Here is a 26,677-nt window from a genome sequence, read left to right on the forward strand (position 1 = left end):
CTATAAGCGGGGTGTCGTTTTTTTAGGGAAAGCTCAGGAGAACCAGCTTTCCAGCTTTTCCAGGAGGTAGAACCGTACTTGTACTTGTGGAGCCGGATTTTGCTCGCTCATTTCTGGCGTCTTGTCCGCTTGTCCCTCGGCTTGGGCTTGCTCCAGCGCTTCGTCTTTACTGTTATTCTCTACGGCTACAGCATTTTGTGCGCCGGGCATTTGCGAAACTGCGTCAGTGTCAGCGCTGTGCAAAACTTCTTTGCTGTCCAAACGTCTTTCCAAACGCTCCTGCCGCCAGTCTGTGCGCTCGATTTCTTTTTGATCAAGCTTGAACACCGAAGCCGGTTCTGACTTAGCCACGCTCTGCTCTGTTTCTTTTCCCGCTTCTGTCGTTGCCGCAGCAGCTTGTACAGCATCGCCGTTGGACATATCGATAAAGCAGAGCGGAGGGAAAAGTACGCACCACCAGTTTTGCCCTTTTGCCTCGCCGATCTGCACGCGGAGCGCTTCGTAGTTGCCAGCGGGATAGACGTACGAGCCGTACAGCTTCGTCGGAAACGGAACCTGACCGAAATCGACTACCGCTTTATAGGAAAAGCCGCGTTCACGAATCGTTTTGTCCACTACTTCCTGAAGGACAGGCAACTGGGATGCCACCATGTCCTGTGCTTGCTCAAACGATTTGATATCTTCCGCCCACGTGTTCATTTGCGCAATCAGCGCATCGCGCACTTCCCGCTTCAGCCACTGGTCAGCAACCGAGTCACTGTTGGCAATGATGCGCAGGCGAATCGATTCTTGAGGGATCGGACCATTATCCAGAACATTGGCCGACGTAAGCTGTCCCTCCCAGCACATCATCAACATGAACAGGCTAAATACGATCAACAACATCCGTTTCATTTTAACCGTCTCCCTCTCGACTGAGTCTTCCAAACCTTTTCTCTGTATAGCCTCAGTATGGACAGGGAGCCCCGGTTTCAAACGGTCGAATCACAAACATTCATACAATTTTAGCAAAACGGCGAGAGGAGCTTGCCGTTACCGCCTGACACCGATAACAACCCGCTCGATTCCCGCCAAATCCGGCACGATCCGCACCTCATCTATTACCCCTGATTCCCGCATCAAGGCAGCCACATCTTTTGCCTGATAAATCCCTACCTCGAAGGCGACAACCGCTTTGTCCTTGAGCAGTTCAGGCAGCGCCTCGCACAGTCGGCGATAGCAATCCAATCCGTCATCGCCCCCGTCCAGCGCCAAACGCGGCTCATGCAAGCGGACTTCTTCGTCCAGCTCGTCCACATCCCGACTCGGTATATACGGCGGATTGGAGACGAGGATGTCCACCTTTTCGCCAGCTATCAAAAGCGGTTGCACCAAATCCCCTTGCAAAAAGCGCACAGCAGCTCCCAGGCGTTCCGCGTTTTCTGTAGCAACTGCGGTAGCATCCGGGGATAAATCTACTGTCGTCACTTGCCAATCCGGCTTTTCCAGCGCGAGCGTGATGCAGATGGCGCCGCTGCCTGTCCCGATATCGGCAACAGTCAAACCCTCTTGCTCTGACCAAACAGTTGCGGCGGCCGCCAACACTTGCTCGACGAGTATCTCCGTCTCGGGACGAGGGATAAGAACGCCAGGACGAACGGCAAAAGAGCGCCCGTAAAACTCTTGCTCACCAAACATGTACTGCAACGGCTCGTGCGCACTTCTGCGCTGGCACAACTCATCCAGCTGCGCAAGCGTCTCTTTGGCAATCGGCTCCATCATCGAAATCAAATACTTCGTGCGATCCCAGCCCAAACAGTGGCGAATCATCAGTTCCGCTTCGAATACAGGGTCTTTTGCCCCTTTTTCCCGCAAAAAGGAAGAAGCCCGTGTCAGGGCTTCTCGAATCGTCGTGACATCAGACCAATCAAGCTGAGTGTGCATGGCTCTTCAAAAGCTCCGTTTGTTCATGCAAAATCAGGTTGTCGATCACTTCATCCAGTTCGCCTTCCAGCACCGATTCCAAACGGTGCAAAGTCAGACCGATGCGGTGGTCGGTCACGCGGCTTTGTGGATAGTTGTACGTGCGGATGCGCTCGCTGCGATCCCCGGTTCCCACCAGGCTTTTGCGCGTAGCGTCAGCTTCCGCATTTTGCTGCTGCATATAAAAGTCGTACAAGCGCGCGCGCAAAACGCGAAGCGCCTTGTCTTTATTGGAGTGCTGCGATTTTTCATCCTGACAGGAAACCATGATCCCCGTCGGAATGTGCGTAACGCGAACAGCCGATTTGGTCGTGTTGACGCTCTGGCCGCCAGCGCCGCTGGAGCAGAACGTATCGATGCGGATGTCTTTTTCGTGTACTTCCACTTCCACATCTTCCGCCTCAGGCAATACCAGTACAGTAGCGGTAGAAGTGTGAATACGTCCGCCGGATTCTGTCGCCGGAATGCGTTGCACGCGGTGTGCGCCGCTTTCGAACTTCATTTTGCTGTATGCGCCGCGACCGGACAGCGAAAAGACGATTTCCTTGTAGCCGCCGATGTCTGTCGGGCTTGCTTCCAGCACTTCGATTTTAAAGCCGTGACGTTCAGCAAAGCGTGTGTACATGCGGAACAAAACAGCCGCAAACAGAGCTGCCTCATCGCCGCCTGCTGCGCCGCGCACTTCCACGATCACGTTTTTCTCGTCATTTGGATCTTTTGGCAGCAGGAGAATTTTCAGGCGTTCTTCCAGCTGTTCCTTGCGGGCAGACAATTCGCTGATTTCAAGCTTGACCATTTCGCGCATTTCATCGTCCAGCTTTTCTTCCAGCATGGCTTTGGCATCATCCATTTGACTCACAACTGATTTATATTCACGGTAGGTCGTCACTGTCTCTTCCAACGAAGACTGTTCCTTGGACAGTTCACGCAAGCGTTTTGTATCGCTGATGACGTCGGGGTCACATAGGAGATTCGTTACCTCTTCAAAACGCTCTTCAACTGCGGATAAGCGTGTAAACATTGTACTTCACCCCATCGCAAAGAATACTAAAAATCGATTATAACAGATAAATTATAGGAGGAAAGCGAAAATAAGTCAAAGCGCATTATTTGGCTGGAAATTTCTGCTTTTTGCGATGCAAAACAGGCCCGGCGATGCCGAGCCTTGCCATACCAGTTCCAGTCACACGATCAACGGTGAAAGCCCTCATTGGAGGTGACGTGGAAGTCATAGCGCGGGATTTTTTGCTGCAAAAGCGCAATAACTTGCTGCTCCACCGATCGCGCCTGACTCGCCGTAATGTTATGCACAAGGTCAAGAGTAACATATGCATTGCCGCCATTCAGTGTGATACGGGCGTTCTCGACGCCTTTTACCGACTTCGCCATCATTTCCATGTTGTTCATGTCGATTTGCGTATTGCGCACGTTGGACTGGCCGATGATCAAGTTCGGGTTTTGATTGCGCCCCATCAAAGTGTCACGATCGGCGGCAGGCGGCGCAGGATGGTGCAAAACTTCCCCGCTCCGCTCCCCTTTGATCGAAGCAGGGTGCTGACCGTCCAGCGCTTGCGTGTTGGAACCTTTTTCTTGAGTAGTATTGCGGCCGCCGCACCCGACAGTCAAGGCAGAAGAGAGGACGAGAATGCCCAGCACTGTCAGTGAGCTTTTCCCAAAAGACGTGATTCGCACGAAAAAGCCACCTCCTGTTTTGCTTAGTCTGCGCAGTGCCTTTTCGGCTCATGCACAGCGAAAAACAAGGGTGGCTTTTCCTGTTCGGCTTCTAGCGAGCTGCCGGAGGGTTGTAATAATGCTTGCGACAGACGCTGCTGTACGTGTCGTTGCCAGCGATCTCAATCGTCTCTCCGGAGTATACAGGTTGTCCATTTTTGAATTTGAGGATATGCGTCGCTTTTTTGTTGCAGTAAACGCACACCGTTTTGATCTCTTCCACCTTGTCCGCTTCACACAACAACGCGGCACTTCCCGGGAAAAGCTCGTTCTTGAAGTTTTTCAGCAAGCCGTAGACGATGACGGGGATTCCGAGCTGATCGACAATCGCCACCAGCTGGTCCACATGATGGCGGCTGATGAACTGCGCCTCGTCCACCAGTACACAGTGCGGTTTTACCGTTTCGGCCGCGACAATCTCATACAAATTGGTTTCCTCGCCAATCGGAATCGCTTCTCTGCTGATCCCTACCCGCGATGCCACTTTCCCCACGCCGTACCGATCATCGACCGCCGGCGTGAACACGACTACTTTTTTGCCGGATTGCTCGTAGTTGTGAGCGACCGTCAGCAACTGAATAGATTTGGAGGCATTCATTGCCCCGTAACGAAAATATAATTGTGCCACGTCTCTATCTCCCTTTTGCCTAGAACTGATTCATTTTCGCGTCCTGGCGTAGCTGTCTTTCGCCTCTTGAAACAACGACATCGCCAGCTTCCGTCTGCTCGCATGATCGACGCAAGGATCAGGATAATCCAGGCCGAGCCTGCATCCCGCCTGCTCCTGCACATGCTCAGGCATCTCCCAAGGCTTATGGATATATTGTAGAGGGACTTCGCTTAGAACGGGAAGATATTTTTTGACAAAAGTCCCGTCCGGATCGAATTTCTCGCCTTGCGCAACCGGATTGAAAATACGGAAATACGGCTGCGGGTCCGTCCCGGTAGAAGCGCTCCATTGCCAGCCGCCGATATTGGCCGCCTCGTCGAAGTCGACAAGCTGCTTCGCAAAATAGCGCATCCCCCACCGCCAATCCACCAGCAAATCCTTGGTCAAAAAAGAAGCCGCAATCATGCGCAGGCGATTGTGCATCCAGCCTGTTTCGTTCAGTTGCTTCATCGCTGCATCGACGATCGGATAGCCCGTCTCACCGTTGCACCAAGCCGAAAACAGCGCTTCGTCATTTTCCCAGGCGACCGCTTCAAACTGCGGCAAATACGCGTGATCGGTCGTGTGCGGGTGATGATACAGCACTTGCTGATAAAACTCTCTCCAGACAAGCTCCGTGACAAACGCTTCCACGGAGGCGACTTCTTCTCCCCTGGCTTCCTCCATGGCCTCCAGCGCCTGGTGATACACCGTCCGAATCGACAACGTGCCTGTGTTCAAGGCAAAAGACAAGTGCGAAGTCGCATCCAGTCCGGGGAAATCGCGCCGTTCTTTATATCGATGCACAGCTTCGTGCATAAATTGCTGCAATCGCTCGCGAGCTGTCCGCTCTCCAAACAGAGCCGTCGCCCATTCACTGCCAACGGGACGTTTGCGCCCAAAAGCTTCGGCCAAAGGAGCCGATTCCCCTGGCATCTCGGCCAGTCCTTCACACATTCGCCATGATGTCGGCTGTGGAAAAGGGCGGTCTTTCGGAAGGGTGAGCCACACCCGTTTATAAGGGGTAAACAACGCATACGGCGTCCGCTGCCTGGTTAAAATGTCGCCTGGCTCATGCATGAGCAAATCTTTGCAAGCATGAACGCGCATGCCTTGCCGCTCCAAAGCTTCCGTTACAGTCGCATCGCGTTTTCGCGCTTCGGGAGTGTATGCGCGATTGTAAAATACTTTGTCTGCCCCCGTCTCGCGAGCGACCTGACAAAGCACGTCAGCCGGATTCCCCCGGCGAATCAGGAGCCTCCCGCCAACTTCTTGCAAGCTGCCCGCCAGGTTGTCCACAGCCGATAAAAACGCATGCGATCGCTTGTCTGCAACCGCGTCAGGCTGGCAAAAGGCATCGTCCATAATGAACAACGGGACAATCGGTTCGCCCGTAAGCGCTGCCGTATGTAAAGCCGCGTGGTCGTGCAAACGCAGATCGCGCCGAAACCAGATGATGGCTGTCATCGATTGCCCCCCTTGCTGTCCGCGATAATTTTGTTCCAGAAAAAGACAAAACCAGGCAGATCGCTCTACCTGGTTGCTCCAATCCCGTCTGATTAGGACAGATTGTATTTGCGTTTGAAACGGTCTACACGGCCGCCAGCATCCACGAATTTTTGTTTTCCAGTGAAGAAAGGATGGCAGTTGGAGCAGATCTCCACTTTCAACGCTTGTTTCACGGAACCGGATTCAAATTCGTTACCGCATGCACATGTAACAGTTACTACGTTGTACTTAGGATGAATACCTTGTTTCATCTCACTACACCTCTTTCCGCCCTGAATCGTTTGCCGAAACAGAGTTATATAAACACATAAAAGATAGTAGCATGCTGTCAGCTGAAATGCAACAGGTTGACCGATCAGGCCATGTTTTTCCTGCGGCGCAGTTCTGCCGGCGGAATGTGCGTAAACGATCCGATTACGACATCCGGCAGTTCTTCCTGATAAATCTCAATCGCCTGCTTCATTCCGAAGACTTCGCCCCGCGCTTTTGGAATCATCGCCAGGTAGCTTTCCGGATCGATGTTCAGGTTGCGCATTTGAATCAGCTTGATTCCCGTCCGGCGAATGAAGTTGATCATCGCTTCCATCTCTTCTTCGCGGTCGAACACGCCCGGGAAGCACAAGTAGTTGATCGAGGTGTACACGCCCTTGGAAGCAGCGTATTCGGCCGATCGGGCTACATTTTCCAGCGTGTAGTTGCGCGGACGATAGTAAGCGTTGTAATGCTCGTCAATCGCACTGATAATGCTGACACGCATCAAGTCCAGTCCGGCGTCCACAATCCCTTTGATGTGATCGGTCAAGCCAGCATTGGTATTGATGTTGATGAAGCCCATGTCTGTCGTCTCCCGCACACGACGCATGGCTGGCACAATAATTCCTGCCATGGTGGACGGCTCGCCCTCGCAGCCTTGACCGAAGCTGATGATGCTTTCCGGTGTTTGCAGGTGGTGCAGCATCACTTCGACCAGCTCGTCCTCTGTCGGCTTGAAGTTCATCCGTGTCTGTGGAGACGGGAAGCCGCTGTCGTCAGGTTGCTCGGAAATACAGCCATAGCAACCCGCATTACAGGTGTAGGAGACAGGCAGACTGCCTTCCCAGCGGTTGAAAAAGTTATTGGAGGCGGTCAAGCACTCGTACTCCAGCGCACAGTGAGACAGGTGATTCAAAATCCGGTTTTGCGGAAACAGCTCCAACGTCTTTTCCACACGCTGTCTCAGCTCATCCATCGGGAAATTGAGCGGGTCCCATTTGTAAATATCGTCACTCGCTCTGCCTGCCACCCAAAAACGATTGTCTTTCCACACCACTGCCGAATAGCCGAACAGCGGCAGCTTGCTCTCCCGGTTTGTTTTCACATAGCCAGGCAGCAAAAGACGGGTAATTCCTTGTGGAACAAGCGCTCCAACCGCTGTACAGCCGTCGAGCTTGATCATTTCGCCCGTATCGGGGTCCATCCCGATCGGCACCGTATCTGGCAAACTGACCAACGTCGCTCCTTCCGGCAGCGGAATCAGTTCTTCTTCCAGAATTTCTGTCAATATATCGCCGTTGCGCGCCACCGAGAACAATCCCGGGTGGTCGTAAACATTGCCGTTTTCATCTGCGTATACTAAATACATGGGAAAATCGCCTCGCTTCTTTGCTTTGCCCATTGTAACGCATTGAAAAAGCAATGTAAATTGTGAAGGGTTACCTGCCGAGATACGGGAGCGGGTTGATCGGCACATCGTCCTGTCTGACTTCAAAGTGCAGGTGATACCCGGTCGAATCGCCCGTCTGACCCATGTAGCCGAGGACGTCGCCCGCTTCTACGCTTTGGCCGGACGTGACCAAAATCGTCCGCATATGGGCGTAAAAAGTTTGCAAACCGTCTCCGTGGTCCAGTACGACCATCCGCCCGTACCCGGATCGATTGGCGCCCGCCTCGACCACCTTCCCTGCTTTCGCTGCCAAAATCGGCGTTTTGGCCTCCTGCTCGTTCCACAAATCCACACCTTTGTGCACCTTGCCCCAGCGTGTTCCGAAGCCGCTTGTAATCGTCGCTCCCTCTACAGGCCAATCCATTCGGCCGCGAATCCGCGCCACTACTTGCCTGCTTGCCGCCTGGGTGGTGTTCCGCTTTTGCTGCAGCTCTTCTGCCTGCATCGGCGGCCCTCCGGCAACAGGAATGTACACAACCTGTCCCACATACAGGTTGTCCGACAGCCATTTTAACAGCGGATTGCGATCCAGCAACAATTCCTTGCTGACTCCATACCTTCTTGCTATGTAATTGATCGTCTCTCCTTGCTTCACCATATGGGTCACTTCATCTTTGGCAATAACCAGCTTCATCCCGACCGAAAGCAAGCCCGGGTTGCTGATTTGATTCGTCTCTACCAGCTTTTTCAGCGTAAGGCCATACCGCTCGGCAATTCCAGACAGAGTGTCTCCTTCGCGGACAGAGTACACCATCGCATTGCTTTTAGCCGAAGGCGCTTGCTTGGTCAAACCTGCGTAAGGATTGAACGCTTGAAACAGCGCTTGCTCCACGACAACCTTTTTCGCTTCAACCTGGCTCTCAATGGGCGCAGGAACATGCACATACTCCACAGATTCTCTCCTCCTTTTTCCTCCAACTCTCATACGGTATGCAAAACAGGCAAAAAAAATGACGGCGAGTCATGAACTCACCGTCGTGCCAGCAGCTTTTCCCCGTCCTTGTTGCTTCGTTTCCAGGGTCTGCAAAAATTCTTCGTTTGTCTTCGTGTCCGCAAGCTTCTTGATGAACGAGTCGACAAATTCGTTCGTTTCGTTCATGTTCTTGCGGATCATCCACAGCTTATCCAGCTCTTCTTTGGTCAGCAGCAGTTCCTCGCGACGCGTTCCCGAACGGCGAATGTCGATCGCTGGGAAAATGCGGCGTTCAGCCAGCTTGCGATCCAGATGAAGCTCCATGTTGCCCGTTCCTTTGAACTCCTCATAGATCACATCGTCCATGCGCGAGCCTGTCTCGACCAAAGCTGTAGCCAAAATCGTCAGGCTGCCGCCCTCTTCGATATTGCGTGCCGAACCGAAAAAGCGCTTGGGACGGTGGAACGCAGCCGGATCGATACCGCCGGACAATGTACGGCCGCTTGGCGGAATCACCAAGTTGTAGGCGCGTGCGAGCCGGGTAATGGAATCCAGCAGGATCACAACATCTTTTTTGTGTTCGACCAAACGTTTTGCCCGCTCCAGCACAAGCTCTGCCACTTTGATGTGATTTTCCGGCAGCTCGTCAAAAGTCGAAGCTACCACTTCTCCCTTGACGGAACGTTGCATATCGGTTACCTCTTCCGGACGCTCGTCGATGAGCAAAACAAACAGATGAATATCCGGCCGGCTTTCCGTGATACTGTTGGCAATCTCTTTCAGCAGCATGGTTTTACCCGCTTTCGGCGGGGCGACGATCAATCCACGCTGTCCGAGTCCAACAGGGGCAAGAAGATCCATCAGGCGGGTGGAAACTCGCTCGGGCGCAGTTTCCAGCACTAGCTTGGTTTGAGGATACAGCGGTGTTAAAGCGGGGAAATGCAGACGCTCCGAAGCAGTCTCAGGGTCTTCTCCGTTCACTGCCTCTACTTGCAACAACCCAAAGTAACGCTCGTTTTCTTTTGGCGGCCTCGCCTTGCCCGACACCACATCCCCCATGCGCAGATCAAAACGGCGAATCTGCGACTGGGAGATGTAGATGTCTTCCGAGCTTGGGAGATAGTTGATCGGACGGAGGAAGCCGTAGCCCTCCGGCAAGATTTCCAGCACACCCTCCATAAACATCAGGCCATCCCGCTCTGCCCGTGCCCGAAGTATCGCGAAGATCAATTCCTTCTTCTTCAGTTGGGAGTAATACGGGATGTGGTACTCTTTGGCCAGTTTATAGAGATCGGTCAGTTTCTTCTCTTCTAGTTCAGAAAGTAACATACATCCACCACTCTTTATTTACTCTTGAAAGTTCATCTGTCTAAACTCGTTTCTTACAAGCCGAGCGAAGGCTTGCGTTCCAGGCGGTGGTTCCCTTCGATGAAGCGTACCGTTCCCGTTTTTGCACGCATAACAACAGAATGCGTCGTGGCACGGGTTCCTTGAAAACGAACCCCTTTCAGCAATTCGCCATCTGTTACGCCAGTTGCTGCAAAAATGGCGTCGTCACCCTTGACCAAATCATCCATGAACAATACTTGGTGCGGGTTGGTCAGCCCCATTTTGACACAACGTTGAATTTCTTCTTCGCTTTGCGGCAGCAGCTTGCCCTGGATTTCTCCTCCGAGGCATTTCAAGGCAACCGCAGCCAGCACGCCCTCTGGCGCTCCGCCAGAACCGAACAAAATGTCTACACCCGTATCAGGGAATGCCGTATTGATCGCCGCAGCCACATCGCCGTCCGAAATGAGGCGGATGCGCGCGCCAGCCTCGCGAATTTCGTGAATGATGCGGGAATGGCGGTCACGGTCGAGGACAATCGCGACCAGGTCGCTGATATCTTTGCCTTGTGCCGCAGCTACTGCTTTCAGGTTGTCGCGGATCGGAGCGTTGATGTCTACTTTCCCGACCGCTTTTGGCCCTACTGCCATTTTCTCCATATACATGTCAGGAGCATGCAGCAAATTTCCGCGATCGGCAATGGCAATGACAGAAATAGCGCCCCATGTCCCTTTTGCGAGAATATTGGTTCCTTCCAACGGGTCGACAGCCACATCTACCGCTGGCGCTACTCCTTGACCGAGACGCTCACCGATATAAAGCATCGGAGCTTCGTCCATTTCGCCTTCCCCGATTACAACTACGCCATCCATCGGAACTTTTTCAAATTCCTTGCGCATGGCAGTCGTTGCCGCATCGTCAGCCTCATCTTTTCGTCCTAACCCCATCCAACTGGCGGAAGCCAAAGCAGCCGCTTCGGTTACACGCACCAGTTCCAGTGTCAAACTGCGCTCCATTCTGGAAGACTCCTCTCCTGATGATTGGTTAACGTTGTGGGCTTTCCGTGTGCTGCAAGCCTACCCGAATCACGTCGGCACCGAGCGTTTGCAGCTTGCCCACCAAATTTTCATAACCACGGTCGATATGCTCAAGACCTTCCAGCTCGGTCGTTCCGCTCGTTGCCAATCCGGCGATAAACAGCGCCGCTCCTGCCCGCAGATCAGAAGCCACGACTTTCGCTCCGTTCAGCTTGCTGCCGCCTTCGATCACAGCCGAGCGTCCTTCTACCTTCAGTGTCGCCCCCATGCGCCGCAATTCATCCACATGGCGAAAACGCGAGCTGTAAATATTGTCTGTGACGATGCTCGATCCTTTGGCAAGAGTCAGAAGCGTTGTGATCGGCTGCTGCAAGTCTGTAGGAAAACCCGGATACGGACTTGTCTTCACATCGATAGAACGGTAAGAATCCCGGCCCATCACCTGAATGCAATCGTCCATTTCCATCACTTGTGCGCCAATCTCACGCAACTTGGCGGTCAGCGACTCCAAATGCTTCGGAATCACGTTTTCCACCAGCACGTTGCCATTCGTAGCCGCTGCCGCAATCATGTACGTACCGGCTTCAATCCGGTCCGGAATAATCGTATGACGGCAACCCCGCAGACGCTCCACGCCCTGGACGCGTATGACGTCCGTACCCGCGCCTTTGATGTTTGCTCCCATATTGTTGAGCAGAGTCGCCACATCGACGATCTCCGGCTCACGGGCAGCGTTTTCAATAATGGTCACGCCATCTGCCTTGGAGGCAGCAAGCATGATGTTGATCGTAGCTCCTACGCTGACGAGATCAAGGTATATTCTCGCACCTTGCAGACGACCGCGCTTGGCCCGGATGGTCATCACGCCGTTTTTGTTCTCGACCTCGGCGCCCATCGCTTCAAAGCCTTTGATATGCAAATCGACAGGTCTTGGCCCCAAATCGCATCCGCCAGGCAATCCTACCTGTGCCTCTCCGAATTTGGCGAGCAAGGCTCCCCACAAATAGTAAGAGGCGCGCAGCTTTTTGATTCTGCCGTTAGGCATGAGCATCAGCTTCATCAAGCGCCCGTCGATTTCCATCCAGTCTTCTTCGAACAGCACGTCAGCTCCCATTTCCCGCAGGAGCTCGTGATAGATATCTACATCCTGAATACGGGGCAGATTTTCAATAACAACAGGTCCATCCGCCAACAATGCGGCAGGAATCAGTGCGACTGCGCTGTTTTTTGCTCCGCTGATGGTCACCGTTCCCGCTAGCGGTTTTCCACCATTGATGATCAGCTTATCCATGCATCGCTCTCCTCAGGTGTAATCGGGAAAGAAGCACCTTCCCCAATGAGAAAGGTGCTTGAACTTTCGGTACGTGTCCTTATTTTTGCATGCTTGCCCAGTCAGCGAGGAACTTCTCCAAACCGCTGTCTGTCAATGGGTGAGCAATCAGTTGCTTGAATACTTTTGCCGGAATGGTAGCGAAGTGCGAACCACGGCGAGCGGCTTCTGTCACATGAACAGGGTGACGAACAGATGCTGCGATGATTTCCGTATCGATGCCATGCACAGAGAAAATCTCTGCGATGTCTTCGATCAGCTGCATGCCGTCTTGGCCGATATCGTCCAGACGTCCCAGGAACGGAGACACGAAGCTTGCACCTGCGCGAGCAGCAAGCAGCGCCTGGTTAGCGGAAAACACCAGCGTTACGTTCGTTCTGATCTTGCGCTTGGCAAAATACTTGGTTGCCTTCAGACCTTCAGCCGTCATCGGCAGCTTGATCACGATGTTTTTGGAGAGAGAAGCCAGCTTTTCGCCTTCTTCAATCATCCCTTTGGCATCGGTGCTGATGACTTCCGCACTGATCGGTCCATCTACGATATCGATGATCTCTTTGAGGGTTTCGACAAAGTCACGGCCTTCTTTTGCAACAAGAGAAGGGTTCGTCGTTACTCCAGCCAAAACGCCCCATTCGTGAATCTCGCGAATTTCATCTACATTTGCCGTATCAATCAAAAAACGCATGATTATCCTCCTAGTTACGCGCGGTTGCTACTTCCGAACAGGCGCATTTTTCCTTTTACGACTTCCTTGATCGCATCGCGAGCAGGACCCAGGTATTTGCGCGGATCGATTTCGTTAGGTTTCGCAGCCAACGCTTTGCGAACCGTTTCGGTGCATGCGACTTGGCTTTCTGTATTTACGTTGATTTTTCCTACGCCCAGTCTGATCGATTCCACAATCGCATCGTCTGGTACGCCGGAACCACCGTGCAGCACGATTGGCGCTCCGATGTTGCTTGCTACTTTTTCGATAATGTCGTAGCGAATTTTTGGCACGCCTTTGTACATGCCGTGAGCTGTTCCCACTGCAATGGCTACGTAGTCTACTTTTGTTTCTTCCCAGAAGCGGATCGCTTCTTCCGGATTCGCCAGAGTAGCGTCTTCCTCGTCAACAGACAGGTCGTCCTCTACCCCGCCGATGGTACCGAGTTCACCTTCTACAGAAACGCCTACAGCGTGAGCAGCCTCAACAACCTGTTTGGTCAAGCGAAGGTTATCTTCAAACGAATGGTGGGAACCATCGAACATAACCGAAGAAAATCCTGCGCGAATGCACTTCATGACAATGTCAAAGTTGCTGCCGTGATCCAGGTGCAGCGCAACAGGTACTCCTGCGCGTTCTGCCGCCACTTTTGCAATGGCTACCGTGTAATCAAGACCCATGTATTTAAGCGCTCCCTCGGAAACACCAAAAATCACAGGCGATTTTTCTTCCATCGCAGCTTCCGTAATCGCTTGAGTAAACTCGAGATTGTTCAGGTTAAATTGTCCGACGGCGTATTTATGCAATTTGACGTCTTCGGTAAAAGCGGTCATAGGTACCAGTGGCATTTGGGAAATCCTCCTCTGCTAACTTCAATCACGTGGCTTATTATATCACAGACAGGCGTATGTTAACAGGTACGCTTGTCCCCACGAAGACTTGTCCAAAGCACTAGCAGGCAAGCTGCTGCTGAACAGCCATTCGCAATTCGTCGATATCAAACGGTTTGGTGAAATGGGTAAGCGCTCCCAGTTGCGTCGCTTCCTTGATCATGTCCAGTTCGCCATAAGCGGTCATCATGATTACCTTGATTTCCTGATTGATCTTCTTGATATGCTTCAAAATCTCAATCCCGTCCATGCCTGGAATCTTCATGTCGAGAATGACCAGATCAGGCGATTCTTTTTCCACAATCTCCAGGGCCATCTTCCCGTTTGCAGCCTGGAATGTTTTGTATCCCTCTTTGCCCAGTACCTCGTACAACAAAATGCGAATCCCATACTGGTCATCGACAACCAGTACCTTTTTATCATGTTTGTCGAACACGGTTACTCCCCCCTGACGAATCCATTTCCTTAATTAATTATGGTTTCGCCTAAAATCAGGAAACTCCTGCCCGTTTTGCGCTTCGTCTATTGAAAATTTCCCGCAGTGTCCATTTCGAGTATAATTAGGAATACCATTTTTGCACTACGCAAGGAGCCAAAAAACAAGATGGATGCGCTCTGGTTGATTTGCCTGTTAACGTTTGTTATCCATACGACAGAGACACTTTCCTACGCCATTCGCTTCGCAGGCGTACAAACAGGGAGAATCGCGGTCGCCCTGTCGCTTGTCGGCATTACGCTGCTTCTCTCCCGCACCTCCAACCTGATCCAAGGTCCGTTCACTGGCGGACTGATGGATCAGGCTGCCATGCTGCACACCGATCCGAGCTGGCAGCTGCATTTGATTATCGTCGCCTCCTCAGTAGGGACGCTGGCAGCCATCGTGCTGTTTCCTACGTTTGTCCAAATTTCCAAGCGGGTGATTTCCCATCTGGAATTGGCCGGCTCGATCCCGCAAATGCTGCGCACAGCCGTCACGGTAGACAGCATCCGCCGCGTCCGGCACCACGTGCGAATCCCGAGTTGGCAAGGCATCTCCCGCTTTCGCATCAAAGGCATCCCCAAACGCCTTTTGCTGCTCAACTGCCTGGGGACAGCCATCTATACCAGCAGCGTGCTCTCCGTGCTGTATGCAACCCTTTTGACGCCTGACTACAAAGCAACCGTACTGATGTCTTCCGGCATGATCAACGGCTTTGCGACGATCTTCATGACCATTCTGGTCGACCCGCAGGTTGCCCTTTTGACCGAAAAGGCTATGCAGGGAAAAGCGACGCAGGAGTCCATTCGCGACATGTATTTGTGGCTGATGATTTCCCGCTTTTTCGGAACCGTTCTGGCGCAGCTTCTGCTTGTTCCCGCCGCTTATTGGGTAGCCTGGCTATCGCCGCTCTTTCATTGAAAACAGAAAAGACGCGCCGACGATTGATTTCGCCGGGGCGTCTTTTTTATGCAAACATTTATCGATTCAGGTTCAGGGAAGCTTTGACGAAGTCGCGGAACAATGGTTGCGGACGGTTCGGACGGGAAGTGAACTCCGGATGGAACTGGGTAGCCACATACCAAGGATGGTCTGGAACTTCCACGATTTCCACCAGGCGGCCATCCGGCGACGTACCTGCAAAGCGCAGGCCCAATTGAGCCAGTTGCTCGCGATATTCGTTGTTGACTTCATAACGGTGACGGTGGCGCTCATACACCAATGTGCTGCCGTAAGCAGCTTCAGTCAGCGTGCCTTCTTCCACTTTGGAAGGTCCGATGCCAAGACGCATGGTTCCGCCTTTGTCCTCGATTTCCTTTTGTTCTGGCAAAAGGTCGATAACTGGATAAGCTGTTTCCGGGTTGATCTCGGAGCTGTTGGCACCATCCATGCCTGCCACGTGACGGGCAAACTCGATAACCGCGATTTGCATACCGAGGCAAATTCCGAGGAACGGCACCTTGTTTTCGCGAGCGTAACGGGTAGCGATGATTTTTCCTTCGATGCCGCGATCGCCGAAGCCGCCTGGCACCAGCACGCCGTTCACATCGCCCAGCATCTCGGCTACGTTTTCAGGCGTAACTTCTTCTGCGTGCACCCATTTGATTTCCACTTTGGAATCATTCGCATAACCGCCGTGGTACAGCGCTTCTGCTACAGACAAATAAGCGTCGTGCAGCTCTACGTATTTCCCGACGATCGCAATAGTGGTGGTCTTGGACAAGTTTTTGATTTTGCCAACCAGCGATTTCCACTCCGTCATGTCTGCTTCCTGGCAAGCCAGACCGAGATGGCGGCACACGTAGTCATCCAGACCTTGGGCTTGCAGTTGCAGCGGAACATCGTACAGTGTTTCGGCGTCTACGCACTCCACAACCGCGTTTTTGTCGATGTCACAGAACAGCGCCAGCTTGTCCTTCATTTCTTGTGTCATAGGCTGTTCGGTACGAGTTACGATAACGGTTGGCTGGATGCCCAGGCTGCGCAGTTCTTTCACGCTGTGTTGGGTTGGCTTTGTTTTCATTTCGCCAGCTGCCTTGATGTAAGGAACAAGAGTCACGTGAATGTACATGACGTTTTCACGGCCAATGTCGCTCTTGATTTGACGAATCGCTTCCAGGAACGGCAAGCTCTCGATATCCCCTACAGTTCCACCGATCTCGGTAATGACCACATCGGCTCCTGTTTCACGGCCAGCGCGGAAAATGCGGTCTTTGATCTCGTTGGTGATGTGCGGAATCACTTGAACAGTTCCACCCAGATAGTCTCCACGACGTTCTTTGGCGATGACGGTTGAGTAGATTTTTCCAGTCGTTACGTTGGAGTTCGCGCTCAGGTTGATGTCGATAAAGCGCTCATAGTGTCCCAGGTCCAGGTCGGTTTCCGCTCCATCATCCGTTACGAACACTTCACCATGTTGATACGGGCTCATTGTCCCTGGGTCAACGTTGATGTACGGATCGCACTTCTGGATCGTTACCTTCAAGCCCCTATTTTTCAGGAGTCGGCCCAGAGAAGCCGCTGTAATTCCTTTTCCCAACGAGGATACGACCCCGCCTGTCACAAAAATATACTTCGTCATCGTTAACGTCCCCTCTTTCCCTAACCCTTTAGTAGTAGTAAAAAACGTATGAAGACGGCTCCCAAAAAAAGAAAAACAAAAGCGAGTCCTATCCCTTCATGCAATGGGGTAGGGGCACTTTTGTTTTATAGTTTCCCTTATTTAATCCTTCTTCATGTGAAGCCCAAGGAGTATTTTATCTGTCCCTCAAGCGGAAGTCAAGGACTTATCACTTATCCTCTTCATCTTCCAACTCTTCGTCAGCTTCCTCTTCTTCAAGCTCCTCGTCGAACAGCTCGTCTTCCTCTTCTTCGAGCTCCTCTTCGTCGATTTCAGCATCGATCTCTTCATCCTCGATCTCTGCATCCTCATCAACAAATTCTTCTTCGTCTTCGAAAATGACAACATCGTCGTCTTCGTAATCCTCAACCACTTCGTCTTCGGTGTCGTAATCGTCGAAGTCGTCCTCGAGGATAATTTTTTTCTTTTTGGTTCCGCCGCCTTCTTGCGTCTCTTCAACTGTGTCAGTCGGGTACCAGCGCTTCAATCCCCACACGTTGTCGCCAAGGCATACAAAACGGCCGTCAATGTTAATTTCTGTGTATACTTGCGCGATGATTGCCATGAGTTGTTCGTTTGTCATGTTACGAACGGTAACCAGTTCATCCATCAGCTCGCGGAAGTTGTAAGTGCGGTTGGTTTCACGCAAAATTTCATACGCAATATCAACCAACGCCATCTCGCTCAGTTTCTCGGGATCAATATGAGCAAACAATTGACTCACCCAGGGCACGTCCTTTCCATTAGAAAACTATTGGGTTCAATACCGACCTCGCCCTTTTCTGGTGGACGCAGGCTTTGCATAGGCAATACATAAATGAAGTCCATTTCCTTTTTCGCATGTCGTTCAACATACGAAGGCTAACATACAGTATTCCTTATTTTAGCCGAAAATGCAAGGCTTTCAAACAAGGTGTAACCATTTTCATGTAAGATCAAATAGATAAAGAAAGGAGTGAAGCGAATGGAATGGGCACAGGAGTTTCTTTCATGTACGACAGACAAGTTTCTCGATGTGAAAAAACTCGGGGAAAAGACGATCGAACAGCTCTCCCTGGAGCAGCTTCAACAAGCACCTTCCAGCGAGTCCAACAGCATTGCAATCATCGTCAAACATCTGTCAGGCAACATGGTAGCCAGATGGACCGATCTGTTCGGAAGCGATGGCGAAAAACCCGGCCGCAATCGCGACCAGGAATTTGAAGGCGGCTTCGCTACGAAAGAGGACCTGATCGCCTGTTGGGAGACAGGCTGGCAAGTTCTGTTTGCCGCTCTGGCCGCGCTTTCGCATGACGACCTGATGAAAACAGTCACGATCCGAAACGAGCCTCACTCCGTCATGAAAGCCATCCAGCGCCAGCTCTCTCACTACTCCTACCACGTCGGACAAATCGTTTACCTCGGGAAACAGTTGCAAAACGAGCATTGGGTGAGTTTGAGTATTCCCCGCGGGAGATCGGTTGAGTATAACCAAGAAGTTTTTCGGCGGCATTCTAGTGAGGGGTAGAGCTGTTGCGATAATTTTATAACAGTCCCCTCAAGATTCGCTAAAACAATGAAGCATTCCATGCATTAAGCTCAACTATATCGCTAAACCAAAACGAACCTTGGAAAAGATTCTAGAGGTTCGTTTTGCATATTTATAGACGCTTCGTCACCGCCGATATCAAGAGACGATCCTTATGATTAGTTCCCTCAGGAACATCCACACCCCCTTTCCATCGTCGTCAATTACGGATATTAGAAAACACGCCGACATTAATTGTAAATATTTTCCTTGTATTTTCGATAATCATATTGTTATTTTACAAAAAATGGTTTATAGTTAAATAGATTCCAAAATATGGGAGGGTATATAATGTTTAGAAAGAAAACATTTGTCACACTTTTGACTACCGTTCTATCACTAACCGCCTTCTCCTCTGTCAGCTTCGCTGAAGGGAATGTAAGATACTATTCTGATTCCGAGATTCAAAAAATTGCTCAAGAGCAAACAAATAACGAATGGCAAAGTAATTTTGGCAAATCTTCCAAAAATATTGCTCCTAGATCAGACTCGATGTATAAAGAATGGCCAGTGAGTTACGTCCCTAGCTATACTGAAAACAAGAGGGACGCATTTGAAATTGCTGAATTTTCCTTTGACACCCGAGATGAAGCTGGTTCTACAACAGAATTAACGGTTTCCTATAATGAATCGTCAACGGTGCAATGGACAATTTCAGGAGGACTTTCTGCTAAAGCAGAGTTTAACGTTATAGCGGTTGAGGTGGAAGCAAGCGTTAATGGAAGCGTAGCCAGAGCTTCCTCTACATCTGAGGGGATCGGCGCTAGCAAAAAATACAATTTGTATACTGGCAGAACTGGCTCTATTAAAATTTATGCCCACGGTGTTCGAACAGGCGGGGCTGTAAAATACAAATGGCAAGACGTTTCCGGTAATTCCGGATTTAAAACTAGAACAGTAAATGCAAGATTGCCTTACAGTGAATACGACACTGGTAAGATTCATTTCGGAAAAGTAACGTATGATTGAAAAATAAAAAACAAGAGTAGAAGTTCAGCTTCTACTCTTGTTTTGCATGTCAGCAAAGAACTTCGTTATTGCAGAATCATTTACTTTCTCTGAAAGGAATCGTTGTATGAAAATGAACAGCATTGTTATCAAATGTGTTCTGGCAGTTGCCGGACTACTGTTACTGTGGCAGATTGGTATTCTCACGCTCGGAAAAGAACCAGAAAAGCAGTTGTCATATGAACAGTTTGTCAGCAGAGTTAACGGTGCCATGGATCATTTGTCCCAAACGTATAAAACAATCAAGCCTACTGCTCAACACTACACCATTTATCCGGGAAATCCAGAAATGAAATGGTCGAAAAACAAGGTAGACGCGATTGATGACGACTTATCGAAAGCCTTAACAAAAGAAATATTTATAGAAGATGGGGATATCCTGACAAAAGTCGGCTTTTATTACCATCCGTGGGTATCGGAGAAGCATTATGCCAGCGTAAACAGGATCGACAGCACAACCGGCAAAAGGCTGGGGTCTGAAATGACTTTCCCTTCTGTTTACAGCAACAGCTTTACAGCCAATGGTCTATTTATTCAGGTGACAACGTTTCGAGTTTTGCCTGCCTTACCCCAACATGCCAAACTATCCGATAAAGAGATGGAAACAAAGATGATCACCAGAAATGGCAAAATTACCTCCACCCTTCAAAAATACATTCTCGATTTCATGGAATCCGCCCCTTAAACAACCAAAACAAGGACCGCCTCTATACAAAGGTGGCCCTTGTTTCGTTTTGCGCTCCAAACTTGCCGCTACATGTTTCTCCGATACTGACCGCCGACTTCATACAAAGCGGCGCTGATCTGTCCGAGCGAAGCGACCTTCACCGTTTCCATCAGTTCGGCGAAGATGTTTTCACCCGCCATCGCTACTTCCTGCAAGCGGCGCAACGCCTGTGGAGCTACATCGCGATGGCGCTCCTGGAACGCTCTCAGGTTGATGATTTGCTGTTCTTTTTCTTCCTCGGTCGCCCGCGCCAGTTCGATCTCGTAGTCGTCCTCGGAAGCGTTCGGATTGATGAAAGTATTCACGCCAATAATCGGCAGCTCGCCTGTGTGCTTTTTCATCTCGTAATACATCGATTCATCCTGGATTTTGCCGCGCTGGTACTGCGTCTCCATCGCTCCCAGCACGCCGCCGCGAGAACTGATCCGTTCAAATTCCTGCATCACGGACTCTTCGACCAGATCCGTCAGCTCCTCAATAATAAACGCGCCTTGCAACGGGTTTTCATTTTTCGCGAGGCCCATTTCCTTGTTGATGATCATCTGGATCGCCATAGCCCGGCGTACAGAGTTCTCTGTCGGGGTCGTAATCGCCTCGTCGTAGGCATTGGTATGCAGCGAATTGCAGTTGTCGTAAATCGCAATCAGCGCTTGCAGCGTCGTTCTGATATCGTTGAAATCCATCTCCTGCGCGTGCAAGGAGCGTCCGGATGTTTGAATGTGATATTTCAGCTTTTGGCTGCGTTCATTCCCGCCGTAGCGGTTTTTCATCACGGTTGCCCAGATGCGGCGAGCGACCCGGCCGATGACCGTATACTCGGGGTCCAGTCCATTAGAAAAGAAGAACGACAGATTCGGCGCAAAGTCATCAATGTGCATGCCTCTGCTCAAGTAATACTCCACATACGTAAACCCGTTCGCCAGCGTAAACGCCAACTGGGTAATCGGATTCGCCCCCGCCTCCGCGATATGGTAGCCGGAAATCGACACGGAGTAGTAGTTGCGCACCTTTTGATCGATGAAATACTGCTGGATGTCGCCCATCATTCGCAGCGCAAATTCAGTCGAGAAGATACATGTGTTTTGTCCCTGATCTTCTTTCAAAATATCCGCTTGGACCGTGCCGCGAACCGTCGACAGCGTATACGCCTTGATTTGCTTGGCTTCTTCCTCGGTAGGCTGGCGCCCTTCCTTTTGGACAAACTTCTCGACCTGCTGCTCGATGGCCGTATTCATGAACATCGCCAAAATCATCGGAGCAGGACCGTTGATCGTCATCGAAACCGATGTGCTCGGCGCACACAAGTCGAAGCCGGCATACAGCTTTTTCATGTCGTCGAGCGTGCAGATGCTCACGCCGCTCGTTCCGATTTTCCCGTAAATATCCGGACGATAATCCGGATCTTCCCCATACAAGGTCACCGAGTCAAAAGCCGTACTCAGCCGCTTCGCTTCGTCATTTTGGGACAAGAAGTGAAAACGGCGGTTCGTGCGCTCAGGCGTGCCTTCGCCCGCAAATTGCCGCTTTGGATCTTCTCCCTCGCGTTTGAACGGAAATACCCCAGCTGTATAAGGGAACTCGCCTGGTACGTTTTCCTTCAGCGACCATTTCAAAATCTCGCCCCAGTCATGGAAGTCCGGCACGGCTACTTTCGAAATGCGCGTACCTGACAGCGATTCGCTGAACAGCTTCGTGACGATTTCCTTGTCGCGAATGCGAGTGACAAACTGGTCCTGTCTGTACGCTTCCTTGAGCTTGGGCCAGTTGTCGAGCACTTTGCGGCATTCGGGATGCAGCTTTTCCTCGAACAGCTTGATTTGCTTGTCGAGTACCGCGATCAATTCGGTTACTGCTTCGTCCTTCGCTGCAAGCAGCGTTTCCTTGGCGCCGTGCAGTTGATACAGCTTGCGGGCGATAGCGGACTGCTCATCGGTGTACGCCTGGTATTGGCGGACCGTATTCGCAATCTCTTGCAAATAGTTGATTCTTTCTGTCGGAATCAACGAAGTTTTGTGAATTTTTACAGGAGTAGTATCCAAATTCTCAACAGACCAGTCCACATTCGTCTTTTGCACAATTTTATGCATCAGAGCAGCAAACAGCACATTTGTGCCCGGATCGTTGAACTGGCTGGCAATCGTACCGTAAACCGGGACTTGCTCGTCAGGCAAATCGAATAGCTGATGATTGCGACGATACTGCTTCCGCACTTCCCGCAAAGCATCTTCCGAGCCTTTGCGTTCGAACTTGTTAATCGCGATCACGTCCGCAAAATCGAGCATGTCGATCTTTTCCAACTGCGATGGCGCACCAAATTCACTGGTCATGACGTACATGGAAACATCGCACACTTCCGTCACCTGCGCATCGCCCTGACCGATCCCGCTCGTCTCCACGATGATCAAGTCAAATTGTGCGGCACGCGTTACTTGAATGGCATCTTTCAACGCCGCCGACAGCTCCATGCCTGACTTTCGCGTCGCCAAACTGCGCATGTAGACGCGCGGCGTGTTGTTGGCATTCATCCGTATCCGGTCGCCCAACAACGCTCCACCCGATTTTTGCTTGGATGGATCGACAGACAGAATCGCGACTGTTTTTTCCGGATACGTACGGATAAAGCGGCGAACAAGCTCATCCGTCAGCGAGCTTTTTCCGGCTCCACCTGTACCTGTGATCCCGAGCACCGGAATCGACTCTGGGGCTTCCAGCACGCTTGCTTGCAACGGTTCCTTCCACTCCGGCTGATCCACCGCATACTCCGCGACAGAGATCAGTCGGGCGACCGCCTTGTGATTCTGCTCGCGCAAGCCCTTTACTTCGTCTTCCAACTGTTTGACGGTCGGAAAATCGCTGTTTCTGATCATGTCGTTGATCATGCCTTGCAAGCCCAAACGCCTGCCGTCATCCGGCGAGTAAATTTTACAGACGCCGTATTCCTCCAGCTCGCGAATCTCGCGTGGAACGATTACTCCACCGCCGCCCCCGAAGACACGGATATGCTCCGCTCCCCGCTCGCGCAAAAGATCAATCACGTATTTGAAATATTCCACATGGCCGCCCTGATAAGAGCTGATGGCAATGCCCTGCACATCCTCCTGGATGGCAGCAGTCACGATGTCATCGACCGAGCGATTGTGACCAAGATGGATCACTTCCACTCCCGATGACTGCAAAATACGGCGCATGATATTGATCGAGGCGTCGTGACCGTCATACAAGCTGGCAGCGGTCACAAAACGCACCTTGTTTTGCGGACGATACACTTCGGTTTCCATCGTTCCACTCTCCCCGAGATTCAAGTAAATGACTTAGTCGGAGACACTGATTTCACGAAGCAACAGCGTAATCTGCTTTTCGGTGAACTCCTCCAACGTATAGTGCTTGTGCAGAGCCCAGCGACGGAACACCCACATTTCGCCCAGCACCATGATATTGTCAGCCATCAGCTTGACATGCTTCTCATCAATGCGCAGCGAACCGTCGGCAATCCCTTTTTGCAGGATCTCCACAAAAATTTGGGCAATCTCTTCTTCACGTCCCAGAACGTAACGAAGCGTTTCTTTCGGCAGCGACTTCGACTCCTGATAAATGAGCAGGACGCGGTCGCTCATCTGATCCATCACGCGGATCAAGCTTTTGAGTGCGAGCTTCAAAATTTTCAAGCCTGTGCCGTTAAAATTGATCGCTTCGCGCAAACGCGTCTCCATCTCGGCATGAATCGCATCGCAAACGAGATAAAGCACGTCTTCCTTCGATTCGATGTACTCGTACAAGGTGCCGATACTGAACCCGGAAGCCCGGGCGATCTCCCTCGTCGTCGTTTTGTGAAAACCTTTATTAATGAAGAGATGAACGGCAGCTTCAATAATCTGCTCCCGGCGTTTTTCAATCAACTTCGGGTCCTTTACCAAGGACGGTATGGTTTTTCTTCTTTCGGACACAACAAATCCACCCTTCCAACCGACTGAGCGTTTAGTCAGACACTTTCAGGAAAAGAAAGGCGCAAACGCTCATTGACGATCTTTTCGCAAACAATTATACGCGAGTAAGAGCGCAAAGCCAAACCTTTCTTTTCCACAGGCCTTATCAAAAAATCTTTTTGCGTTCAGCTAGTTGGAACAATCGTGGTTGTCGGTAATGATTTCTCTATTCTTTTAGCAGGTAGTTGCTGATTACTACGCGCTGGATTTCATTAGTGCCCTCATAAATTTGCGTGATTTTCGCATCCCTCATGAAGCGCTCGACAGGGTACTCACGGGTGTAGCCGTACCCGCCAAATACTTGCACCGCTTCGATCGTAACCTCCATCGCGATATCGCCCGCAAATACTTTGGACATGGCGGATGCTTTTCCGTAAGGCAGGCCCTGGTCTTCCAGCCATGCAGCCTGATACGTGAGCAAGCGAGCGGCTTCGATTTTGGTTGCCATGTCAGCCAGCTTGAACTGGATGGCTTGCAAGGACGCGATCGGCTTCCCGAACTGGTTGCGTTCTTTGGCATAAGCAAGCGCGTGCTCGAATGCTCCCTGCGCGATGCCAACCGCTTGGGCAGCGATTCCGTTTCGTCCGCCGTCCAGCGTCATCATGGCGATTTTGAAGCCTTGACCTTCCTCGCCGAGCCTATTCTCTACAGGAACTCGTACATCTTCAAAATTCACCGCCAAAGTTGGCGAGGAACGAATGCCCAGCTTTTTCTCCTTTTTGCCCATCGTGAAGCCGTCCATGCCTTTTTCCACGATGAAGGCGGTAACTCCCTTGTGTTTCAGCTCAGGGCTGGTTACGGCAAAAACGATGTAAATCTCTGCTTCACCCGCATTGGTGATGAAAATTTTGCTGCCGTTCAAAATGTAGTGGTCGCCATCGCGCACAGCAGTTGTACGCATTCCTGCGGAGTCCGAGCCTGAGCCTGGCTCAGTCAAACAGTAAGCTCCCATTTTTTTGCCTTCTGCCAATGGACGCAAAAACTTTTGTTTCTGCTCTTCTGTGCCAAACTTGTAAATCGGCCAGCTTGCCAGCGATACTTGTGCGGACAAAGTCACGCCGATCGACGCATCCACACGGGAGAGTTCTTCGACTGCAATGACGTAGCTCAAGTAGTCCGCGCCAGCGCCTCCGTATTCTTCCGGCCAAGGGATGCCCGTCAAGCCAAGCTCTGCCATCTGTTCAAAAATGGATCTGTCGAAGCGCTCTTCCTCATCGCGCTCGGCTGCTGTCGGAGCCACCTGGTTTTCTGCGAAATCGCGGATCATTTTACGCATCATGTCATGTTCTTCCGTAAGCTGGAAATTCATTTTTTTCACTCCCCCATGTGTTTTCGCCTGTTTTAGTCAGCCCAGTAACCGGGCGGCACAAAAGGCTTTTATTTAGTCAGCAAGCAAATGCTTGGCGATTACGATTCGTTGAATTTCATTGGTACCCTCATAAATCTGCGTAACTTTGGCATCCCGGAACAGACGCTCAACCGGATATTCTCTGGTGTAGCCGTACCCGCCAAACACTTGTACCGCTTCTGTCGCCAGCTCCATCGCCGTATCCGTAGCGAAGCGTTTTGCCATCGATGCTTCCATGCCGCAGGCGATTCCCTGGCTGCGCAGTGATGCTGCGCGATACACCAACAGTCTCGCTGCTTCCGCTTTTGTCGCCATGTCCGCGAGCTTGAACCCGATAGCTTGTTGCTTGGCGATCGGTTGTCCGAACTGCTTGCGTTCTTTTGCGTACTCTGTCGCGTAATGGACAGCAGCCTCGGCGATCCCCAACGCTTGCGCAGCGATTCCGATTCTGCCCGTGTCCAGGTTCGCCATCGCTATGCAGAAGCCGTCTCCCTCTTGCCCCAACAGGTTGGCAGCAGGTACGCGAGCGTTGTCAAACACCAGCTCAGTCGTGTAGGAGCCGTGCAGCCCCATTTTCTTTTCCTTTTTGCCGACGATAAAGCCCGGCGTATCTTTCTCCACGATGAAAGCGGAAATTCCTTTGCTTCCCTTGCTGGCATCCGTGACCGCAAAAGTGATGTACGTATCCGCTTCGCCGCCGTTTGTAATGAACACTTTGTTGCCGTTCAGGATGTATTCATCCCCGCTTCGCACCGCTGTCGTTCTGATGCTGCTGGCATCGGACCCGGCATGCGGCTCGGTCAGGGCAAAAGCGCCGAGATATTCGCCACGGGCCAGCTTTGCCACGTACTTGCGCTTCTGCTCCTCCGTTCCGAAGTAAAGAATCGGATTCGTTCCTACAGAGGTGTGCACGGACAAAATGACTCCCACTGTCGCGCTCACTTTGGAAATCTCGTGAATCGCCAAAATGTAGGAGACAAAATCGGCTCCGGCGCCTCCCCATTCTTCAGCGATCGGTATTCCCATCAGCCCCATCTCGCCCATCTTTTTGAGAATCTGGCGGGGAAACTCATCCTTTTCCTCCATAACCGGAACAAACGGCGCAATTTCTTTTTGCGCAAAGTCGCGTACCATGCGGCGCATCATCTCTTGCTCATCGTTCAATCGAAAATCCATGTCCGTCCTACC

25 protein-coding genes are annotated in these 26,677 nt (G+C 51.4%); 4 read left to right on the plus strand and 21 right to left on the minus strand.

Annotated elements, in window-relative coordinates:
- Nucleotides 1–33 precede the first annotated feature (33 nt).
- The 15 genes from spoIIR to NST23_RS26360 all read right to left on the minus strand — a co-directional run bounded on the left by spoIIR (nucleotide 34) and on the right by NST23_RS26360 (nucleotide 14,194).
- Nucleotides 34–894 (minus strand): stage II sporulation protein R, encoded by an 861-nt coding sequence (gene spoIIR, locus NST23_RS26290; RefSeq protein WP_217022115.1) that lies wholly within the window; start codon nucleotides 892–894, stop codon nucleotides 34–36.
- A 138-nt stretch (nucleotides 895–1,032) separates the two neighbouring features.
- Nucleotides 1,033–1,923: a peptide chain release factor N(5)-glutamine methyltransferase gene (gene prmC / locus NST23_RS26295; protein ID WP_242773911.1), complete on the minus strand. Its 891-nt coding sequence runs from the start codon at nucleotides 1,921–1,923 to the stop codon at nucleotides 1,033–1,035.
- Nucleotides 1,907–2,983, minus strand: coding sequence for a peptide chain release factor 1 (gene prfA, locus NST23_RS26300; protein ID WP_063228973.1), 1,077 nt, complete (start codon nucleotides 2,981–2,983; stop codon nucleotides 1,907–1,909). The genes prmC and prfA overlap by 17 nt, the downstream gene beginning before the upstream one ends.
- A gap of 170 nt (nucleotides 2,984–3,153) precedes the next feature.
- On the minus strand, nucleotides 3,154–3,654 hold the full coding sequence (locus tag NST23_RS26305) for a sporulation protein (RefSeq protein WP_122962578.1): 501 nt from the start codon (nucleotides 3,652–3,654) through the stop codon (nucleotides 3,154–3,156).
- A 91-nt stretch (nucleotides 3,655–3,745) separates the two neighbouring features.
- Complete coding sequence (locus tag NST23_RS26310) at nucleotides 3,746–4,321, minus strand: thymidine kinase (RefSeq protein ID WP_122962577.1); 576 nt, start codon at nucleotides 4,319–4,321, stop codon at nucleotides 3,746–3,748.
- Nucleotides 4,322–4,351: 30 nt separating this feature from the next.
- Nucleotides 4,352–5,809 carry a cryptochrome/photolyase family protein gene (locus NST23_RS26315; protein WP_340964928.1) on the minus strand — a complete coding sequence of 486 codons (1,458 nt, stop codon included), beginning with the start codon at nucleotides 5,807–5,809 and terminating at the stop codon, nucleotides 4,352–4,354.
- A 92-nt stretch (nucleotides 5,810–5,901) separates the two neighbouring features.
- Entirely contained in the window at nucleotides 5,902–6,102 is a 201-nt protein-coding gene (gene rpmE, locus NST23_RS26320) for a 50S ribosomal protein L31 (protein ID WP_005827805.1), read from the minus strand.
- 104 nt (nucleotides 6,103–6,206) lie between these two features.
- Complete coding sequence (locus NST23_RS26325) at nucleotides 6,207–7,472, minus strand: radical SAM protein (RefSeq protein WP_122962575.1); 1,266 nt, start codon at nucleotides 7,470–7,472, stop codon at nucleotides 6,207–6,209.
- Nucleotides 7,473–7,542: 70 nt separating this feature from the next.
- On the minus strand, nucleotides 7,543–8,445 hold the full coding sequence (locus NST23_RS26330; RefSeq protein ID WP_242773887.1) for a M23 family metallopeptidase: 903 nt from the start codon (nucleotides 8,443–8,445) through the stop codon (nucleotides 7,543–7,545).
- Nucleotides 8,446–8,514: 69 nt separating this feature from the next.
- The gene (gene rho, locus NST23_RS26335; RefSeq protein WP_063228969.1) at nucleotides 8,515–9,795 is read right to left on the minus strand and encodes a transcription termination factor Rho; all 1,281 of its coding nucleotides are present in this window, start codon (nucleotides 9,793–9,795) and stop codon (nucleotides 8,515–8,517) included.
- A 53-nt stretch (nucleotides 9,796–9,848) separates the two neighbouring features.
- Complete coding sequence (gene glpX / locus NST23_RS26340) at nucleotides 9,849–10,811, minus strand: class II fructose-bisphosphatase (RefSeq protein WP_063228968.1); 963 nt, start codon at nucleotides 10,809–10,811, stop codon at nucleotides 9,849–9,851.
- A 28-nt stretch (nucleotides 10,812–10,839) separates the two neighbouring features.
- Nucleotides 10,840–12,123: a UDP-N-acetylglucosamine 1-carboxyvinyltransferase gene (locus NST23_RS26345; RefSeq protein WP_122962573.1), complete on the minus strand. Its 1,284-nt coding sequence runs from the start codon at nucleotides 12,121–12,123 to the stop codon at nucleotides 10,840–10,842.
- 79 nt (nucleotides 12,124–12,202) lie between these two features.
- Nucleotides 12,203–12,847: a fructose-6-phosphate aldolase gene (gene fsa / locus NST23_RS26350; RefSeq protein WP_122962572.1), complete on the minus strand. Its 645-nt coding sequence runs from the start codon at nucleotides 12,845–12,847 to the stop codon at nucleotides 12,203–12,205.
- A gap of 14 nt (nucleotides 12,848–12,861) precedes the next feature.
- Nucleotides 12,862–13,716 (minus strand): class II fructose-1,6-bisphosphate aldolase, encoded by an 855-nt coding sequence (gene fba, locus NST23_RS26355; protein WP_063228965.1) that lies wholly within the window; start codon nucleotides 13,714–13,716, stop codon nucleotides 12,862–12,864.
- Nucleotides 13,717–13,819: 103 nt separating this feature from the next.
- Entirely contained in the window at nucleotides 13,820–14,194 is a 375-nt protein-coding gene (locus NST23_RS26360; RefSeq protein WP_023555166.1) for a response regulator, read from the minus strand.
- Between the two features lie 168 nt (nucleotides 14,195–14,362).
- Here NST23_RS26360 and NST23_RS26365 point away from each other — a divergent pair, with 168 nt between their 5' ends.
- Nucleotides 14,363–15,157, plus strand: coding sequence for a lipid II flippase Amj family protein (locus tag NST23_RS26365; protein ID WP_063228964.1), 795 nt, complete (start codon nucleotides 14,363–14,365; stop codon nucleotides 15,155–15,157).
- 58 nt (nucleotides 15,158–15,215) lie between these two features.
- Here NST23_RS26365 and NST23_RS26370 read toward each other — a convergent pair whose 3' ends face one another.
- Both NST23_RS26370 and rpoE read right to left on the minus strand, forming a co-directional pair.
- On the minus strand, nucleotides 15,216–16,817 hold the full coding sequence (locus NST23_RS26370) for a CTP synthase (protein WP_122962571.1): 1,602 nt from the start codon (nucleotides 16,815–16,817) through the stop codon (nucleotides 15,216–15,218).
- Nucleotides 16,818–17,025: 208 nt separating this feature from the next.
- A complete protein-coding gene (gene rpoE / locus NST23_RS26375; RefSeq protein ID WP_122962570.1) occupies nucleotides 17,026–17,580 on the minus strand; it encodes a DNA-directed RNA polymerase subunit delta in 555 nt (184 codons plus the stop codon).
- Between the two features lie 240 nt (nucleotides 17,581–17,820).
- Between rpoE and NST23_RS26380 the strand changes: the two genes are divergently transcribed.
- The 3 genes from NST23_RS26380 (at nucleotide 17,821) to NST23_RS26390 (ending at nucleotide 20,116) form a co-directional block, all read left to right on the plus strand.
- On the plus strand, nucleotides 17,821–18,363 hold the full coding sequence (locus NST23_RS26380) for a DUF1572 family protein (RefSeq protein ID WP_274874483.1): 543 nt from the start codon (nucleotides 17,821–17,823) through the stop codon (nucleotides 18,361–18,363).
- A gap of 351 nt (nucleotides 18,364–18,714) precedes the next feature.
- Nucleotides 18,715–19,392 (plus strand): hypothetical protein, encoded by a 678-nt coding sequence (locus tag NST23_RS26385; protein WP_122962568.1) that lies wholly within the window; start codon nucleotides 18,715–18,717, stop codon nucleotides 19,390–19,392.
- Nucleotides 19,393–19,498: 106 nt separating this feature from the next.
- Nucleotides 19,499–20,116: a hypothetical protein gene (locus NST23_RS26390; protein ID WP_340964930.1), complete on the plus strand. Its 618-nt coding sequence runs from the start codon at nucleotides 19,499–19,501 to the stop codon at nucleotides 20,114–20,116.
- Nucleotides 20,117–20,184: 68 nt separating this feature from the next.
- Here NST23_RS26390 and icmF read toward each other — a convergent pair whose 3' ends face one another.
- The 4 genes from icmF to NST23_RS26410 form a co-directional block, all read right to left on the minus strand.
- Nucleotides 20,185–23,436: a fused isobutyryl-CoA mutase/GTPase IcmF gene (gene icmF, locus NST23_RS26395; protein WP_340964932.1), complete on the minus strand. Its 3,252-nt coding sequence runs from the start codon at nucleotides 23,434–23,436 to the stop codon at nucleotides 20,185–20,187.
- 33 nt (nucleotides 23,437–23,469) lie between these two features.
- Nucleotides 23,470–24,102: a TetR/AcrR family transcriptional regulator gene (locus NST23_RS26400; protein WP_063228957.1), complete on the minus strand. Its 633-nt coding sequence runs from the start codon at nucleotides 24,100–24,102 to the stop codon at nucleotides 23,470–23,472.
- A 205-nt stretch (nucleotides 24,103–24,307) separates the two neighbouring features.
- The gene (locus NST23_RS26405) at nucleotides 24,308–25,450 is read right to left on the minus strand and encodes an acyl-CoA dehydrogenase (RefSeq protein WP_173599037.1); all 1,143 of its coding nucleotides are present in this window, start codon (nucleotides 25,448–25,450) and stop codon (nucleotides 24,308–24,310) included.
- Nucleotides 25,451–25,522: 72 nt separating this feature from the next.
- On the minus strand, nucleotides 25,523–26,665 hold the full coding sequence (locus NST23_RS26410) for an acyl-CoA dehydrogenase (protein WP_122962565.1): 1,143 nt from the start codon (nucleotides 26,663–26,665) through the stop codon (nucleotides 25,523–25,525).
- Between the last annotated feature and the right edge of the window lie 12 nt (nucleotides 26,666–26,677).

This window comes from Brevibacillus sp. FSL K6-0770 (assembly GCF_038000275.1).
GTDB lineage: Bacteria > Bacillota > Bacilli > Brevibacillales > Brevibacillaceae > Brevibacillus > Brevibacillus parabrevis.

Coding starts and splice junctions, on each gene's coding strand:
- spoIIR (WP_217022115.1), bottom strand. CDS start 894: ATGAAACGGATGTTGTTGATCGTATTTAGCCTGTTCATGTTGATGATG.
- prmC (WP_242773911.1), bottom strand. CDS start 1,923: ATGCACACTCAGCTTGATTGGTCTGATGTCACGACGATTCGAGAAGCC.
- prfA (WP_063228973.1), bottom strand. CDS start 2,983: ATGTTTACACGCTTATCCGCAGTTGAAGAGCGTTTTGAAGAGGTAACG.
- NST23_RS26315 (WP_340964928.1), bottom strand. CDS start 5,809: ATGACAGCCATCATCTGGTTTCGGCGCGATCTGCGTTTGCACGACCAC.
- rpmE (WP_005827805.1), bottom strand. CDS start 6,102: ATGAAACAAGGTATTCATCCTAAGTACAACGTAGTAACTGTTACATGT.
- NST23_RS26325 (WP_122962575.1), bottom strand. CDS start 7,472: ATGTATTTAGTATACGCAGATGAAAACGGCAATGTTTACGACCACCCG.
- rho (WP_063228969.1), bottom strand. CDS start 9,795: ATGTTACTTTCTGAACTAGAAGAGAAGAAACTGACCGATCTCTATAAA.
- glpX (WP_063228968.1), bottom strand. CDS start 10,811: ATGGAGCGCAGTTTGACACTGGAACTGGTGCGTGTAACCGAAGCGGCT.
- NST23_RS26345 (WP_122962573.1), bottom strand. CDS start 12,123: ATGGATAAGCTGATCATCAATGGTGGAAAACCGCTAGCGGGAACGGTG.
- fsa (WP_122962572.1), bottom strand. CDS start 12,847: ATGCGTTTTTTGATTGATACGGCAAATGTAGATGAAATTCGCGAGATT.
- fba (WP_063228965.1), bottom strand. CDS start 13,716: ATGCCACTGGTACCTATGACCGCTTTTACCGAAGACGTCAAATTGCAT.
- NST23_RS26365 (WP_063228964.1), top strand. CDS start 14,363: ATGGATGCGCTCTGGTTGATTTGCCTGTTAACGTTTGTTATCCATACG.
- NST23_RS26370 (WP_122962571.1), bottom strand. CDS start 16,817: ATGACGAAGTATATTTTTGTGACAGGCGGGGTCGTATCCTCGTTGGGA.
- NST23_RS26380 (WP_274874483.1), top strand. CDS start 17,821: ATGGAATGGGCACAGGAGTTTCTTTCATGTACGACAGACAAGTTTCTC.
- NST23_RS26385 (WP_122962568.1), top strand. CDS start 18,715: ATGTTTAGAAAGAAAACATTTGTCACACTTTTGACTACCGTTCTATCA.
- NST23_RS26390 (WP_340964930.1), top strand. CDS start 19,499: ATGAAAATGAACAGCATTGTTATCAAATGTGTTCTGGCAGTTGCCGGA.
- icmF (WP_340964932.1), bottom strand. CDS start 23,436: ATGGAAACCGAAGTGTATCGTCCGCAAAACAAGGTGCGTTTTGTGACC.
- NST23_RS26405 (WP_173599037.1), bottom strand. CDS start 25,450: ATGAATTTCCAGCTTACGGAAGAACATGACATGATGCGTAAAATGATC.
- NST23_RS26410 (WP_122962565.1), bottom strand. CDS start 26,665: ATGGATTTTCGATTGAACGATGAGCAAGAGATGATGCGCCGCATGGTA.